Source organism: Acinetobacter sp. Root1280 (assembly GCF_001425285.1).
In the GTDB taxonomy this organism is placed as follows: Bacteria; Pseudomonadota; Gammaproteobacteria; order Pseudomonadales; family Moraxellaceae; genus Acinetobacter; species Acinetobacter guillouiae.
On the sequence record NZ_LMED01000003.1, the window covers coordinates 118,647 to 135,048 of the forward strand.

General features: G+C 36.2%; 15 protein-coding genes and 2 pseudogenes. 12 read left to right on the plus strand and 5 right to left on the minus strand.

Translation table 11 applies throughout. The annotated features are described in order from the left end of the window. Both ASC84_RS04990 and ASC84_RS04995 read left to right on the plus strand, forming a co-directional pair. The gene (locus ASC84_RS04990; RefSeq protein WP_056512381.1) at positions 1-246 is read left to right on the plus strand and encodes an Ada metal-binding domain-containing protein; all 246 of its coding nucleotides are present in this window, start codon (positions 1-3) and stop codon (positions 244-246) included. Beyond that, complete coding sequence (locus ASC84_RS04995) at positions 233-844, plus strand: alpha-ketoglutarate-dependent dioxygenase AlkB (protein WP_056512252.1); 612 nt, start codon at positions 233-235, stop codon at positions 842-844. The genes ASC84_RS04990 and ASC84_RS04995 overlap by 14 nt, the downstream gene beginning before the upstream one ends. Positions 845-1,135: 291 nt before the next feature. On the opposite strand, the gene ASC84_RS05000 is transcribed toward ASC84_RS04995, so the two are convergent. The 5 genes from ASC84_RS05000 to rsgA form a co-directional block, all read right to left on the minus strand. After that, positions 1,136-1,582, minus strand: coding sequence for a DUF4184 family protein (locus ASC84_RS05000; RefSeq protein ID WP_056512254.1), 447 nt, complete (start codon positions 1,580-1,582; stop codon positions 1,136-1,138). Between the two features lie 139 nt (positions 1,583-1,721). Then, positions 1,722-2,180 carry a protein-export chaperone SecB gene (gene secB, locus ASC84_RS05005; RefSeq protein WP_004725824.1) on the minus strand — a complete coding sequence of 153 codons (459 nt, stop codon included), beginning with the start codon at positions 2,178-2,180 and terminating at the stop codon, positions 1,722-1,724. Positions 2,181-2,228: 48 nt separating this feature from the next. Then, entirely contained in the window at positions 2,229-2,486 is a 258-nt protein-coding gene (gene grxC / locus ASC84_RS05010) for a glutaredoxin 3 (RefSeq protein WP_004725827.1), read from the minus strand. A gap of 16 nt (positions 2,487-2,502) precedes the next feature. Further along, positions 2,503-2,913, minus strand: a complete 411-nt coding sequence (locus tag ASC84_RS05015) for a rhodanese-like domain-containing protein (RefSeq protein ID WP_004725828.1) — start codon at positions 2,911-2,913, stop codon at positions 2,503-2,505. Positions 2,914-3,004: 91 nt separating this feature from the next. Further along, positions 3,005-4,063 (minus strand): small ribosomal subunit biogenesis GTPase RsgA, encoded by a 1,059-nt coding sequence (rsgA, locus tag ASC84_RS05020; RefSeq protein WP_004725830.1) that lies wholly within the window; start codon positions 4,061-4,063, stop codon positions 3,005-3,007. Between the two features lie 122 nt (positions 4,064-4,185). Here rsgA and orn point away from each other — a divergent pair, with 122 nt between their 5' ends. The 10 genes and pseudogenes from orn to ASC84_RS05065 all read left to right on the plus strand — a co-directional run bounded on the left by orn (position 4,186) and on the right by ASC84_RS05065 (position 16,336). After that, a complete protein-coding gene (gene orn, locus ASC84_RS05025) occupies positions 4,186-4,743 on the plus strand; it encodes an oligoribonuclease (RefSeq protein WP_004725833.1) in 558 nt (185 codons plus the stop codon). Positions 4,744-4,954: 211 nt separating this feature from the next. After that, positions 4,955-5,689 carry a Bax inhibitor-1/YccA family protein gene (locus tag ASC84_RS05030; protein ID WP_004816949.1) on the plus strand — a complete coding sequence of 245 codons (735 nt, stop codon included), beginning with the start codon at positions 4,955-4,957 and terminating at the stop codon, positions 5,687-5,689. Positions 5,690-5,849: 160 nt separating this feature from the next. Beyond that, positions 5,850-6,653, plus strand: a complete 804-nt coding sequence (locus ASC84_RS05035) for an enoyl-ACP reductase (RefSeq protein WP_004725837.1) — start codon at positions 5,850-5,852, stop codon at positions 6,651-6,653. A gap of 173 nt (positions 6,654-6,826) precedes the next feature. Then, positions 6,827-7,394: pseudogene (locus tag ASC84_RS22140) on the plus strand (phage late control D family protein); the annotation flags it as partial. A gap of 138 nt (positions 7,395-7,532) precedes the next feature. After that, a pseudogene (locus tag ASC84_RS05040) lies at positions 7,533-9,500 on the plus strand (DUF2345 domain-containing protein); the annotation flags it as partial. Continuing rightward, positions 9,500-10,357, plus strand: a complete 858-nt coding sequence (locus ASC84_RS05045; RefSeq protein ID WP_056512257.1) for a hypothetical protein — start codon at positions 9,500-9,502, stop codon at positions 10,355-10,357. The pseudogene ASC84_RS05040 and the gene ASC84_RS05045, both read left to right, overlap by 1 nt. Continuing rightward, positions 10,347-13,289 (plus strand): toxin VasX, encoded by a 2,943-nt coding sequence (locus tag ASC84_RS05050; RefSeq protein ID WP_056512261.1) that lies wholly within the window; start codon positions 10,347-10,349, stop codon positions 13,287-13,289. Before ASC84_RS05045 ends, ASC84_RS05050 begins: the two co-directional genes overlap by 11 nt. Next, positions 13,286-14,266 (plus strand): hypothetical protein, encoded by a 981-nt coding sequence (locus ASC84_RS05055; RefSeq protein ID WP_056512265.1) that lies wholly within the window; start codon positions 13,286-13,288, stop codon positions 14,264-14,266. The genes ASC84_RS05050 and ASC84_RS05055 overlap by 4 nt, the downstream gene beginning before the upstream one ends. 97 nt (positions 14,267-14,363) lie before the next feature. Beyond that, on the plus strand, positions 14,364-15,362 hold the full coding sequence (locus ASC84_RS05060; protein ID WP_056512385.1) for a DUF6708 domain-containing protein: 999 nt from the start codon (positions 14,364-14,366) through the stop codon (positions 15,360-15,362). Continuing rightward, positions 15,359-16,336, plus strand: a complete 978-nt coding sequence (locus ASC84_RS05065) for a hypothetical protein (protein WP_004816957.1) — start codon at positions 15,359-15,361, stop codon at positions 16,334-16,336. The genes ASC84_RS05060 and ASC84_RS05065 overlap by 4 nt, the downstream gene beginning before the upstream one ends. Positions 16,337-16,402 lie beyond the last annotated feature (66 nt).

Sequence of the window (16,402 nt, forward strand, 5' to 3'; positions counted from 1 at the left end):
ATGATTAAACATGATGACATTGAGCGCTTGGCGTTATATCGAAAAATCAGGAATGCTGAAATTTTATTTGCAGGCAATCAAAAGCTAAAAATTTATGGACGTTTAAACTGTGGTTCGGGCAAGCGTATGTTAAAAGCCAATCGGGTGTTCTTTAGTAGTGAAGCCGAAGCCTTGGCATTGCAATTTCGCCCGTGTGGACATTGTATGAAATCAGCCTATGTGAAATGGAAAAATGCAACAACTTGAGTTTCTAACCGATCCCCATGAGAATTTGCTTCCACAAGATGGAACAGTGAATTATTTCGGAAAAATCATGGATGAAGCCATCGCCAATGATTATTTTGAGCAATTGCTTACACATATTGAATGGCAAAATGACCAAGCGATTATTTTTGGCAAAAAGATTATCACCAAACGGAAAGTGGCTTGGTATGGAGATCGCGCTTTTGAATACACTTATTCAAATAGCTCCAAATATGCCTTGCCATGGATTGAAGAATTACTCGAACTGAAAAAACAGATTGAATTGATCACGGGTGAAACATTTAATTCTTGTTTGCTGAATCTTTACCATACAGGTGAAGAGGGTATGGCATGGCACAGTGATGGTGAAACAGATCTAAAAAAGAATGGTGCAATTGCATCTTTAAGTTTAGGCGCAGTTCGAAAATTTGCCTTTAAACATAAAAATAGCCAAGAAAAGATTGAGGTTTTTCTCGAAAATGGCAGTTTGCTGGTCATGAAAGACACCACACAAACATATTGGTTGCACCGCTTAGCCCCAACAAAGAAAGTGCATACGGCTCGGATTAATCTAACCTTTAGAACAATCGATGAATCATGATTTTCCCTCACGGATAAGCCAAACAATTGCGGCAAAAATAAAGCCAGGGTCTGTTGACAATTCGTCTATGTTTGCGACTACGTGTGTTTTTTAGACGATACTAGGCACGAAATACGAAATTTAGTCATTCTAAATGAGTAGTTCGTAACGACGTAGCGGCAAAAAACACACTAGTCCCGAAGGGTTGTGGCTAAAATTATCTCAGCCTTCGTTATGAAACTCGAAAATAGTCTCGCTATTCTCTTCGTTTCCTGCCTTGCCTGCTCAATTTTAGCCTACAACGCAAGCCATTTATGAAATGTCAACAGACCCTAAACTTCCATAAAAAATAAAATTGTAGGGAATCATGTTGAGTAAAACTTGAGAATAACTCAGCGGATAAAAGGGATACATATCTGCATGCATCAATGCATCTAAAAAAACATGACTAAAACTCCCGACCAAAGCACTGACTGTCGCCACTTGCCATGTGATCTGCCAGTTTGCTTGTTTGAATAAGTTGCGTAAGCAAAACTCACTCATTACTTTACCTATGGGGACTGCAAGCAAAGCAATCAACAAAGCACCAAGTAAATTATGGGTATATAAATGGAGTGTGGTCCAGCCTCGAATGATGCCAAATAGAGGTTCTATATCCATCAAAACCTGAACACCAGAGAAAATTAACAAGCTAAATTTTTTATTTGCAATGGCTTTACAGCTTGCGCCTAAGCCCAAATGTAAGGGAGTAAATGGCATTGTTATTGTTCATGCTTATTGTGATGTTTAAATTATAAAAAATTGCATCACCCACGGTTGTGAAGTTTGGGTGATTTTTATCTGATCAAATATAAAAAAGACCGCATAGTGCGGTCTTTTAAACTTAATTATTGAGAAATTAAGCTTGGCCTTCAGCAGCAGCGCCTTGGGCACGTTCCATATTTGCTTCAAACTCTGCATCAAAATTGATTGGCGTAAGAAGTAATTGAGGGAAGCTACCTTTCGTTACAAGATCATTAACTGCTTCACGCAAGAATGGGAACAAAATGTTCGGGCAGTAAGCACCTAAGATGTATGGAAGACGGTCTTCTTCAATACCATCAATCAAGAAAATACCTGATTGTGTTACATCGACGATAAATGCTGTATCGCCAGCATTGTTCGCTTGCACAACAACTTTTAAAGACACTTCAAAGTGGGTTGCATCCACTTTTTCAGCAGCAGAAGACAAGTTGATGTTTAATTCAGGTTGCCATTCTTTGGTAAAAACTTGAGCCCCAGGTACTTCAAAAGAAATGTCTTTTGTATAAATACGTTCTAAAGCAAGTTGTGGTTGAGCTTGTTGTTCTTCACTCATTCTTTATTCCTTAAATTTTAAGAAGTGATTCATTAATTAAGTTGTGGATTAACCAAGTAACTCATCGAGTTTGCCGGCTTTTTCTAAAGCATAAAGCTGGTCAAAACCACCGATAAATTCATTATTAATAAAAATTTGTGGCACTGTACGGTGTCGAGTTTTCTGGATCAGCTCAGTCTTAACTTCAGGTGCTTCTTCATCGAGATTGATTTCGGTAAAAGCAACACCTTTACGCTCAAGTAGAGATTTCGCACGTACACAGTATGGGCAAAAAGTTGTTGAATATACTTTTACTTCAGCAGTCATGTTGAGCTCCTTAAGCTTATTTTTTAGCTTTAACTAATGGCAAGCCTTGGGCTTTCCAGTTACTGATACCACCATCAAGACGATAGCTGTCTGCATGGCCGACTTGTTGTAAAGCACTTCCTGCAACTTGACCTAAGTTGCAGATAAATACTAAAGGACGGTCAGCAGTTTTTAACTCTTCGATGTGACTGGCAATTTGACTGTATGGAATGTTGCGACTGCCACTCACATGACCTTCACGGAAATCTTTAGCATCGCGTAAATCAATCAACATCGCATTTTTAGCCTTCACTAAAATACCAAGTGATTGTGGTGAAATCTTACGACCACTGCGTTGTCCTTCAAAAATAAAGAACAAGATCGCCAGTACCCCTAAAATACCAAATAAGAAGGGGTGATTCCCCATAAACTCAAACCAACGTTCCACAAGTCACCTAATTACAATCAAAAATTGCGTCGAGTATAGCGTATATATATGGTGATCAAAATCACCGCTTCAAGGTTCTCAAAGAAGAAATTTAATTTTTTTGTTGCGCATCAGTGATTTCTTCAATTAAACGTAAATAACTTTCATGTCGTCTGGCTAGAATTTCACCATTTTCTACCGCTTTTTTAATTGCGCACTGTTTCTCATGCGTGTGGGTGCAATTACGATATTGGCAATGTCCAATCAAGTTAGAGATTTCAGGAAAGCCTGCATCAATCTTTTCTAGACTCAAATGCCAAAGCCCAAATTCACGGATGCCGGGCGAGTCGATCAAAGCACCATTTTCACCAAAACGAATCAAACGGGTAGAGGTCGTTGTATGTTGTCCGAGTGCTGAGTTTTCAGAAATAATATTGGTCTTCTGTTCTGCATCAGGAACGATGACATTAATCAGGGTACTTTTGCCGACACCTGATTGCCCAACGAAAGCAACAGTTTCGTTGTCGAGTCGTTGCTTTAATTCGCTAATATCACCTTCAGACTGAGTGATCAGTACTTCATAGCCCAAGTCTTGATATTCTTTAATGAGATCTAAAATAGGATCATTTTCTTTGAGTAAATCTGATTTGTTTAACACCAAAAGGACTGGAATATCCGCATCTGCACATGCCACTAAATAGCGATCAATCAGCGTGGGTGCTGGCTCAGGCAGAGTTGCAAAGACAATGACGATTAAACTGATATTGGCTGCGACAGGTTTAACTTTATGATAACGATCGGGACGCGTTAACAATGAAGTCCTTGGATGAATGGCAGTGATGATGCCTAAACCTGTATTTGGATCTGCTTGCCACTGAACTTTGTCGCCTGTCACTAACAGCTCTAAATTGGTTCGTGTATGACAGCGCCAGACACTGCCTAATTCAATCGGTTTCCAAAAGGGCTCTGGATCACCTTCATTGACGATGGGTTTTTGCGGATGTTGAGTAGGAACAGAAAGGGCTTGTACTTCGAGTTGTCGTCCATAATGCTGAACAACAAGACCTTCAAGGTCATTGGAAGTGTCGATTTCTTCTTGACGTGTTTTATGTTGTTTCTGAATGCGGCGTTGCTGCTGTTCAGTTAAACGACGTTTACGAATTAAAGCCATTCATATCCTAAAAACCTTAAAAATGAGAAGGCAAAAATACCATGACAGGCGAATGAATTACAGCGAAGATGCAAGAAATTTGCTACTATTCATTTTTTATTGGCCTAATAAGATTGCACTATATGAGCAGCACTCCGGATACCCGCTTAATTTGGATCGACCTAGAGATGACAGGTTTAGATACAGATAATGACAAGATCATTGAAATTGCGACAATTGTAACAGATGATCATTTGAACATTTTGGCGGAAGGGCCTGTGCTTGCAGTGCATCAATCAGATGTTATCCTCAATGCCATGGATGAGTGGAACACCAAACAACACGGTCAGTCAGGTCTGATTGAACGGGTACGTCGTAGTAAACTCACAGCGCAAGATGCAGAGCAGCAAACGTTAGAATTTTTGAAGAAATGGATTAATCCTAAAACTTCGCCAATGTGTGGTAATTCAATCTGCCAAGATCGTCGTTTTATGCACCGTTTAATGCCAGAGCTTGAACAATTCTTCCATTATCGTAATTTGGACGTGTCTTCAGTGAAAGAGTTAGCAAAACGCTGGAGACCTGAAATTATGAGCGGTCTAAAGAAAAATGCTTCACATTTGGCAATGGATGATATCCGCGATTCGATTGCTGAACTTAAATATTATCGTCAGTATTTCTTTATTGCCAATCAAGATTAATCATTTGAGTGGTTAAATCTCATTACATATCAGATTGAAAGAAGAGGCTTTTTAGCCTCTTTTTTTGCTATGCATTTTGGTTTTTTAAGCTATACTAAAGCTGATGTCCTCTGACAACTCGTTACAAAAAATAGCAAGCAGTTCAAATTGTTTGCATAAAAAACGTTTTAATATCCTTATATATATTTGAATTATTACAAAGAGATTGACTATGCAAAGTAATAACCCAATTTTAACGCGTGCGGAAACGTATGCAGATTATGAACAGCCAATGACTGTACAAGGCGCAATTCAAAAATCAGTTTTATTGACTGTTATTGCGGCCATACTCGGTGTTGGAATTTTTTTCTATAGCTTTACCACAATGAATGTTGGAATTGCCTATGCTGCCGCAATGGTCGGTGCAATTGGTGGTTTGATTCTTGGATTGGTTGCTACATTTAAGCCGAATACGGCACGTGTTTTAGCTATTCCTTATGCATTCTTTGAAGGTGCATTTTTGGGTGGTGTTTCAGTGATCTTCCAACTGAAGTTTCCGGGCGTACCATTACAAGCACTTTTAGCTACATTTATCACAACTTTAGTGATGTTTGGTTTATATAAATTCCAAATTATTCGTGCAACTGAAAAATTTAAATCTATTGTGATTTCAGCATCTATCGCAATTGCATTGGTTTTTGTAGTGCAGTTCATTATGCGTTTGGCTTTTGGTTCAAGTATTCCATTCTTATTTGAAAGCAGCATTTTAGGTATTGGTTTTGCTGCATTTGTTGCGGTGATCGCATCATTGAACTTGATTCTTGATTTCGATTTGATTGAATCTGCTGCTGCACAACGTGCACCGAAAGCTTATGAATGGTTATGTGGTATCGCTTTATTGGCAACATTGGTATGGATGTACTATTCATTCTTACGTTTATTGAGCTTGTTGCAAGGTGATGATTAATCATTCCCTTTATATCGATTGATAGATTTGAAAAGGCGCACTCGATTCAGTGCGCTTTTTTTATGTTTTTAGTAAACTTTTAAAAAAAGATGCATTATGCAATTTAGTTATGGGTCAAGACTTGGCATTATGCTTACAAAATTGATCAGGTGAGAATTTCATGGCACAAGGACTATTGGCAGGTAAACGCTTTTTAATCGCGGGTATTGCAAGTAAATTATCCATTGCATTTGGTATTGCTCAGGCATTACATCGTGAAGGTGCAGAACTCGCATTTACTTATCCAAACGATAAACTAAAAAAACGTGTAGATGATTTTGCAGAACAATTCGGTTCTACTTTAGTTTTCCCTTGTGATGTTGCTGTGGATGCTGAAATTGACCATGCATTTGCTGAATTAGCGAAGCATTGGGATGGTTTGGATGGTGTTGTACATTCAATCGGCTTTGCACCTGCGCATACACTTGATGGTGATTTCACGGACGTCACAGATCGTGAAGGTTTTAAAATTGCCCATGACATCAGCGCTTATAGTTTTGTTGCTATGGCACGCGCGGCAAAACCTTTATTGTTGGCTCGCCAAGGCTGTTTATTGACTTTAACTTACCAAGGTTCAGAGTCTGTTATGCCAAACTATAATGTTATGGGTATGGCGAAAGCATCTTTGGAAGCAGGTGTACGTTATTTAGCATCAAGCTTAGGTGCTGAGGGTATCCGTGTAAATGCAATTTCAGCAGGTCCAATCCGTACTTTAGCGGCATCTGGGATTAAATCTTTCCGTAAAATGTTAGATGCCAATGAAAAAATTGCACCGTTAAAACGTAATGTTACGATTGAAGATGTTGGTAACGCAGCCTTATTCCTATGCTCACCTTGGGCAAATGGGATCACTGGTGAAATTCTATATGTTGATGCTGGTTTTAATACGGTCGGTATGAGCCAGTCAATGATGGACAGTGAATAGCATTTAGTCTATATAACAATTTGAATTAAAAACATAAATCTCAACATTAAGCATTTAATGTTGAGATTTTTTTACAAATTTTAAAAAATTAACCGATCAATAAACTAGGATTCAATCGTTTTTTTTGATTAAATATTCATAAATATTAATATTATTTTAAGTTTGATAAGAAAATGAATTTTGCCAATATATTTTCGGCTCTGCAACACCTTGGATTGACTGCACAAAAACGAGCCTTGCATATCCAATTTAGCAATCCTGATTTGACTGCTCAAGTCTTCTTACAACGTATCGATGGACAACATGGTCTAAACCAAGGTGTGTCTGTTGAACTGATTTGCCTTGCCACTTCGGCTGTGATTCCACTTAAACAATTTATCGGTAGCCAAGTGGCCATTGATCAAGTCACAGATCATGGGCAACTGTTTCGTAGCACTGGGGTGATTACTGAGGCCGCACAAGGGCAGAGTGATGGCGCACTCACGCTATATAAACTCAAACTCGAAGATGCCACTTCACTGTGGCATAAACGCCGTAACAGCCGAGTGTTTATGAATAAGTCGGTTGTTCAAGTCATAGAAACGCTGTTTAAAGAATGGCAAGACAAAAGCCCACTCTTTGCATCGAGTCTAAGTTTAGATAAAAGTGGACTGAAAAACCCGCTTGATGCGCAGTGAAGGGATCAACTGGCTGATTGATGAAGCACAATTGATTGTACCTAGTTCTGCGACTCAAATTCAGCCACAAAAACTGCGTTTGGTAGATGATAACAGCGAATACAAAGCGCTAGAACGAAGAAAGATCCGCTTCCATCGCAGCAGTGCCACAGAACAACAAGACAGCATCACCAGCTTTATCGGACAACGCAGCTTACAACCNGAATACAAAGCGCTAGAACGAAGAAAGATCCGCTTCCATCGCAGCAGTGCCACAGAACAACAAGACAGCATCACCAGCTTTATCGGACAACGCAGCTTACAACCSACTGCTGTCCACGTACAACGCTGGCAAGCAGATGTGTTAGAGCAAGAAGAAGGTGCAGGCAGTGTCCAAAGCAAACATCAACACAGTCAAAACCAAAACAATGCCAGCCTCGGTTTAGAACAAGCTTGGCATATCAGTCCAGCATGGATTCAAGACCTGAATGGTGAAGATCAAGCAACTGCCTCAAACAACAATCAGATTGAAAAGATTAACCAAAACCTCAGCCATTATTACGATGCTCAATCCAAACAATTTATAGCCAACTCCACTGTACGTGATGCACAAGTGGGGTATTGGTTTGAGTTAAACGAACACCCAGAAATAGACCAACACAGTGGCTCAGACAAAGAATTTCTGATCACATCAAAGACATTTTATAACCAGAACAATTTACCCAAAGACCTGAGTGAGCAAATCAATCGCTTGCTCCAACAAAGCAATTGGGTCAATTCAAATGTAGACTCAAACAACCAAGAACGCCAAGCCAATCAATTGGTACTACAACGCCGTAATATCACCACTGTTCCTGAATACCACCCACTACAACATCGTCCTAGTACCCATCCACAACGAGCCAAAGTGGTTGGGCCAAGTGGAGAAGAAATCAATGTGGATGAATGGGGACGGATTAAAGTTCGCTTCCTATTTACCCGCAATGAAGATCATAGTCATGATGGTGGTGCAGGGAGCAATGACAACGATACTGATTCCGCTTGGGTGGATGTACTGACCCCGTGGGCAGGTGAAGGCTATGGTGCGCGGTTCTTACCGAGGATTGGTGAGATTGTGGTGATAGATTTCTTTGATGGTAATATTGACCGACCATTTGTGGTGGGGCGTATCCATGAAGCACAACGTAGCCCAACTAAATTTGATGACAAAGGCCAATTGCCTGATACCAAAAAACTGGCGGGGATCAAAAGTCGAGAAGTTAAAGGCAGTGGCTATGGCCAGCTTAGATTTGACGATACCACAGAGCAAATCAGCAGCCAGCTACAAAGTAGTCACGGTGCGAGTCAACTTAACCTTGGTAATCTGAGTCATCCTAAAGAAACCGAGACCAGTGAAGGACGAGGCGAAGGCTTTGAACTAAGAACAGACCAATGGGGAGCGTTACGAGCTGGGCAAGGCCTACTACTCAGTACCTATGCTCAAGATTCAGCCTCAGGTAACCATCTCGATGCAACCGCCGCCAAAAGTCAGTTAGAAAGTAGTCTAAATAATTCCAAAGCCTTAAGTGAAGTTGCTAAGAATCAGCAAACTGATCCTTTGGAGGTGTTGGAAAGAATAAAAGGGTTTATCAATACACTAGACCAACAAGATCCGAAAAAAGCAAATGCATTTAAGTCTGCGGTGATGATGTTGGCTTCCCCTAATTCGATTGCGCTTGCCAGTAACGAAGATATTCATCTATCAGCAGATGGGCAAATCAGTCATACCGCAGGCGACAGTATCAACCTAAGTACACAAAAGGCTTTGATTGGGCATGCCAGTGCTAAGATCAGTCTTTTTGCGGCACAGGAAGGGGCAAGGTTATTTGCTGGAAAAGGCAAAGTTGAGATCCAAGCTCAAGATGGTGGTGCAGATGTGATTGCACGCAAAGGTATTCAAATCATTTCGACCGAAGACGCGGTTTATATCATCAGTCCGAAAGAGATTAAGTTGATTGGTGATGGTTCTGAATTAAAGATTAATGGTTCAGGGGTATTTTCAACTACAGGTGGTTTGTTTCAGGTGAAGTCGGGGCAACAGAAGTTTACCAGTGGTGCGAAGATTAATTCAGACATTCCTCAGCTTCCTATTTGTGAAATGCGTGTTTCTGGTGCTGCGGCAAAAGGTGATGCTTCTGTGGAGCTTTCATAATGTTATTAGAGCCTATACATCCAAAAGAGGTGATTGAGTATGATTACGTCATTATTGACCCGAATCTAAATGCGCAATATTTTTATGAAGTGGAAGCTCAACTTAAGTCTTTAGCACCTGATTATGCGAAGAATGTACAGCATGTTTTTCCGTATTTATTGCGCTTAAATTCAGTTGATGCTTCGCTTGTTGATGAAATAAAGCAACATGATCAAAATCAGATCAAAGCGGGGCTTTCACCTTTTTTTCTAATGACGTTTAAAAGTGTTCCAACTCGAGAACCTGATATTGTTAATCACTTAAAACAAAATTTAGTCTATGAAGTAGGCACTAAGAAGTATTTGTATCGGTTTTTTGATCCGAAAATTTGGATGTTACTCAATTATTTTGAGAGTCAGGATTTTATATGGATCAATAAATATTTTAAAAATATTGAATTTAATTTCTTAAATGAAACATTGTGCTTTGACGCTGGATCTGAGGGGGATTTTATTCAACAGCCTGATCATGATTTATTGGACAAAATCAGTGTAAACAACAGAGTATTTGAAAAGTTAAAATTCAAGACTGACGACCTGCCAGCATACTTTTTAAAAGTAAATCAGATTTTTAATTATGCAGACTTAATAAAAAATAAAGGGATTTTGACAAAGGATGATGCTGTAGCATCCATTTTTCATACAGATTTAATCGGCGAAAGTTTTCTTGAAACCCATTTTTTTCAACGTTTAACAGAAAGTCCCAAAGGCTATGAACAAGCAAGCAAACAGCTTTCAACGTCTGAGTGGGATGACTTTTTTAAAAAACAAAATATTGATGATGAAAATTTAAAAAATAAGGTGATGTATGACTACTGATAATCAAGAATATCCTTGTGATTTTTGTAAGAGAGATGAAGGGCTACAACTCCTATTAACAAGATATGTTGTTGTGACAAAAAAGGGAACTTATCCTGAAGAAAATGAGGATGATACGGTTTTATCGTGCTATGAAAAGAATGATCCTGCGCTACAAAATCTAACAAGTGTTGAGAATAGCATAAAGAGTGAACTTGAGTTTCGTAAAAAAAGCAATGCTTATTATAAAGCACATGCAAATTATATAAATGGTAGTGGTAAGCCAAAACCTACCAAACCACTACGATCAATATCAGTTACAGCAAGTTTGGATGAAAAATCTTGTTTTAAAACTGTTAATAAGATAGCTCCAACAGAAGGATATGCTTATGGGCTGACTACTTTGAGAGCTGGATATTTATATGTATTTATGAAACATATAGATAAGTGGCATGAATATGAAATATCTCAGCAGGGTTTTTTAAAAAGAATTGATAATAATAATTACTTCTCTGAAACGATCAGCAACTCACAAAGTAAAGAGCCTTGTAGTAAAACAGTTCATCGTGCAAGAGCGCTCATGATTACAATCCCAAAAGCTTCTGAAGCAACTGAAATTTATATGAAATATTCAGAATTAAAATGGAGTAAGGAGAAAAAAATTGAGAATAAAAATAAATACAAAAAAAATATGAATGTATTCAATGTAAAAGCATATTTAAATGGACAGGGGAGTGATGATCGACAATTTCCCATCACAGAGCATAACTTAAACTTAATAAAAAATTACAATTTAGAGCAATATATTTTTTTAGATTCTAATAAGTCTAGCGCATATCTTCAAACTCCGTGGACTTTGAGTAATGTATCAACTAATTTTGAAAATCATTATAATCAGATCTTTGATTATTTGAATTTTAAGAGTTGCTCATCAGAAGCTATTGATAATGACGAAGATTCATCAGTAATTAATAAGTATGATAATTATGAAGTAACAGAATTAAAAGATATTTTATCTGATAATAAAAAAACGAGATTATTTACAGGTGCAATTTTTTGTTTGGATGATTATGTCGGCATAATTCAAGATATTGCTTCTAATGCACTATCTGTATTGGAAGATACTTCAGTATATACAGATCAAGAAAAAACTTTACTTGACGTTGAAGGACTTAAATTAGCATTTGGAATAAATAAAGATATTTATTTTACAGAAGCTGAAAAAGCTGAAATTAATAAAGATCCTATTTTTTTAGATCCTTCTGAGCAATTATCGAATGAATTTGGAAAATATCTAAAAGAACAAATGCAGAAGAAAAAAACACCTGAACAGATCGCAGAAGAAGAAATTAGAGATAAAGCAAATCAACAAAAATATAAACTACAAGATTGGAATAAAAACTATCAAAGCTGTTTAAATGATAAAATTTACTCAGATGCAATTAAATCAAAAAACGAAAAAGATGATCAGAAATCTAAAAAAATTGATTCATTGGATGAGTGGGCATTAAAAGTATTTATGAATAATATTATAAATGAACACTATTTTTATGTTACAGAAAGAGATAATCCAAAATCTTTGTCAGGTAATTATGAGTTGAGTTCCTCTATTCTTGAGTTTTGTAAAGCTTTACCTAAATGTTTAGACTATTTTGTAAAACAGCTTTACTTAATTTCAGGTAATAAAAGTTTGATTTCTGATGCATTATGCTGTAGTTCTTCTGATATTAAAAATAGTGTATCAAGCTATATTAACTACTCAAACTTATCTACAATTCCATGGGGAGATTTAATTTCTCGCACGAATTCAGTGATTTCATCACTAAATTCTTTTGAAATAGCATATTTACAAAGTTCAATAAGTCAGTTTGTTTTGCATTTATCTCCTGTCGCTATGCGTGGAATCGAACTTCATCCTAATCAATTGAATCCTCTCACTATAATGCTAGGAGGCTACACGCAAGCACCAGTTAAGGAAGGAATTATTCAGGCGAAAAATGTTTCTCAATTCAATAATAAACTCGCTGACTTATTGATTGCATATTATAAAGATACATTTGGAGCAGATGTTAAGATCAGTAGAGATAGTATGCTTAGTAAAATAGCCAATGATCCACTTTGGAATGCTTCTCGGGAAAAATTAAGAATTAATTTGCCTTATCTTGATGTTAGCACTCAAAATTTACCTAGAGAAAAAGCACATTTTATTAATACTATATCCAGCATGTTATTGGGGAATTATTCAAGTGATGCTGTTCCAAATGAAGTAAATACCTCTAATAAGCTTAAAATCGAAACAGAAATTCCCGTAAACGTATTTACAGATAAAAAAATATCATTTGAGCATCTGGTTGCTACAGGAAACTTCGTTTTCCAGTCACTTGCCATGTATACAGTTTGGACTGATCAAAATTTAAGTGGTTCAGAAAAAGGTGGGCGTAAGGCTGCATCATTAGCAGGTATGGGAATGGCGTTAGCTGAAGGAACATCCATGATGCTCAGTAAGTATTTTGAAAGAAAGATGGCTGTTGGACCATTGAAAAATACAAAACTATTTGTATTTTCAAAAGATTTAGCCAATGCCACAAGTATGAAACATTTAGGATGGCGAACATTAGGTGCATTAGTAGGTGTTGTATTTGGTGTGTTTGATATGATTGGTGGAGTAAACGCTTACAAAAGTGGTGAAAGGACGTACGGAGCACTTTTAGGATTTAGTGGTTTAACAATGGTAATATCATCAGCATTTATTTTCTTTGGATTTGCTACTCATCCAATTGGACTCATATTGTTAGCAATAAGTATAGGGTTGGCTGTGTATGCATTATATAAAAGAGAAAAAGAATTACAAAAATGGTTGCGAAAAAGTTTCTTGGGAGATGCTAACGAAGGAATGATTTCTTTTGGAAAATATGAAACACAGCTATCAGCTCTAAATGGACTATTTAAATGAAAAATCTGTGGTATTTCATTCCTCGTACCAAAGTTGGTGATAATGTAAAAAAGTATCAACTCTTTAAATTGGAAACTTTTGAACTGAAACGAGAAATCAATCATAATTTTTCAGTTGTTCAGATGAACTCTAACTTTATTGAATTAACAAATAAAAATTATGCTTGGAAGGGAAAGATCGTAACAATTTTTCTCCTTGTTGCACTTCCTATTTTAACTTTAACTATTTATCTCAGCATATTTTTTTTAAAAGATGGTGTAGAGGATGAGGTATTTGTCATATACACCAGTGCAATAATTGTAATATGTAGTGCTCTTTATATATTTATTACGATGTTTCTTTCTTTTTTTAAATTCGATTTTTTAAAGCCTCTTTATTTACCAGTTTTGATACATAGACAGAAAAAGAAAATGACCGTATGTTCCGATGGGAACAACGCCACTCAAATTTCATTAGATGATTTGTATTTTGATATCGTTCAATCACAAGGTGTCGTTGGACTACCTTTGTATGAGTTACATGCCTATATACTTGACGGTGAAGTGATAAAACATGATATACAGTTGGGTACACCGAATATTCATAAAGACTATATAGAAAGCTTTTTATTGTTTATCAAAACTTATGTAGAACAGGGACCTGAACCATTGTACTACAGAAAAGGGATAGACGACCCAGAGCAAGATTATAAAAGTAAATTAACATATTGCTATGATATTCAAGAGAAAAAAGAATCCTTTAAGCAAAGTTGGCAAACCGTGTTTATCAATCATTTTCAGACACCACTCTATGCGCTTATTTTTGCTGTACCTGAATTTGTAAGATTCTTTGGACGACGAATCACAGTTGTTTTTTCAAAGCCATTTTATTGGAGTGAAGCACTGAAAAGAGAGCATACTGTAGATGAAAATGATCCATATAGTGTGACAGCAAAAGATAATTTGAAATTTGGTTTTTTTAGTGTGAAAGATAAATGATAAAGCGCGCAAGCGCTTTAATCTTTAATGATTAAAATGAAAATTATATTTTTTTGTGAGCTTAATATTTGGAAGCATAAGTAAACATGGTTACATGATGAAAAGTAAAATTAAAAAACATGTGTTTGGTTATGATGTATTTAAAGAAAATATACCTTTTTCTAAATTAGATGAAGGTGATGTACTTTTATCTCCCTATGATGAATTTAAACGCAATCATAACTGGTCTTTTCTAAGCATGAATGATGATTATATAGAACTTATAGATCAGTCGTATGCAAGACTTGGAAAAGGCTTAAGCCCATTTATATTTGTAATTCCACTGATGTTAATTGCATTATATTTTTTATACTTATATTTTACTCTTGGTGGTGATAGTAATGATTCAATATTTATAACTTTCTTGATTGTAACTTCTGTTGTTTTTATAATATGGTTTTGCTTTTTTGTTTTTTTTCGTCCTTTTTATAAATATGATTATAAGAAACCATTATGTAAGCCGATTTTATTTAACCGAAAAACAGGCAAAGTATTTTTTTATTTAACTGATGCTGAATATATAGAGCGAGATTGGAAAGATGTTGTTTATGTAATGGGGAATAGCTTTGGTCTTTCAGGTGCACCTTTAAGAGAGCTTAGAGCACATATTGTTGAAGATGGTCTGTTAAAACATACTTTTGTCATTGGCTTTCCGATGATGGGTATATTCCGTACACAGGGTTTATGGTCATTTATATGCCATTTTATGCATAAAGGACCAGCAGAACTATATCCAAAGCCTAATCCGATGTATGGAACAATAGACCCGTTTACGCAATTAACGTTTTGCCAACAGGTCATTGGAGCAAAAGAAAGTTATCGAGATACATGGAAGTCATTTCGAATCATTTATCATGATAACTGGGTTCCTGCGTTATTTTCCTTCCCTTTTGATCTTGGTAATTTTATTGCAAGACGAATATTGCTCAATATAAAGCCTCTACCTGTATGGCATAAAGAGGTTATCTATAAAAATAAAATGGAGCAACAACGTCCAGAGGAGATCAGTTTTAAAGACAACTTTGAATTTAGTATGTTTGAGATGAAAGATAAATGAAAAACCCATGGTATTTTGTTTCTCGTACTAAAGTGGAAGAAAGAGTAAAAAAGTATCAAATTTTTAAGCTAGATACTTTTGAACTCAAACGTGTGATCAATCATAACTTTTCTGTTATTCAGATGAATTCTAACTTTATTGAATTAACAAATAGAAATTACGTATGGAAAGGAAAGAAATTAATTTTTTTATCTTTTTTTGGTATTCCTTTTGTCCTATTAGTTTTATTCGGTGGTTATCTATTTTTAAAAGATGGTATTGGTGATTTACTAGGTTTTTTAATTTCATTAATATTTGTTTTTCTTATTTCATTATATATGCTTTTAACTATGTTAATTCCTTTCTTAAAAATTGACTTTTTAAAGCCCCTTTATTTACCAGTCGTAATAAATAGACAAAAAAAGACCATGACCGTATGTTCCGATGGGAACAGCACCTCTCAGTTTTTATTAGACGATTTGTATTTTGATATCGTTCAATCACAAGGTGTAGTGGGACTACCGCTACATGAGTTACATGCCTATGTACTTGATGGTGAAGTGATAAAACATGATATACAGTTAGGGACACCGAATATTCATAAAGATCATATAGAAGGTTTTTTACTATTTATTAAAACTTATGTAGAACAAGGTCCGGAACCACTATATTACAGAAAAGGAATAGATGATCCTGAGCAAGAAGTTCTGAGTAAATTAACTTATTGCTATGATATTCAAGAGAAAAATGAACCATTCAGTCAAAGCTGGCAAACAGTATTTATTAATCATTTTCAGACGCCATTATTTGCAATTTTTTTCGCTATACCTGAGTTTTTTAGATTCTTTGGGCGACGAATTACAGTTGTTTTTTCAAAACCATTTTACTGGAGTGAACAGCTTAAAAAAGATAATTCCGTAGATGAAAATGATCCATATATTGTGACAGCAAAAGACAATTTGAAGTTTGGTTTTTTTAGTGTGAAAGATAAATGATAAAGCGCGCAAGCGCTTTGATCTCTAAAAATAAAATTATATTTTTTGTGAGCATAATATTTGCAA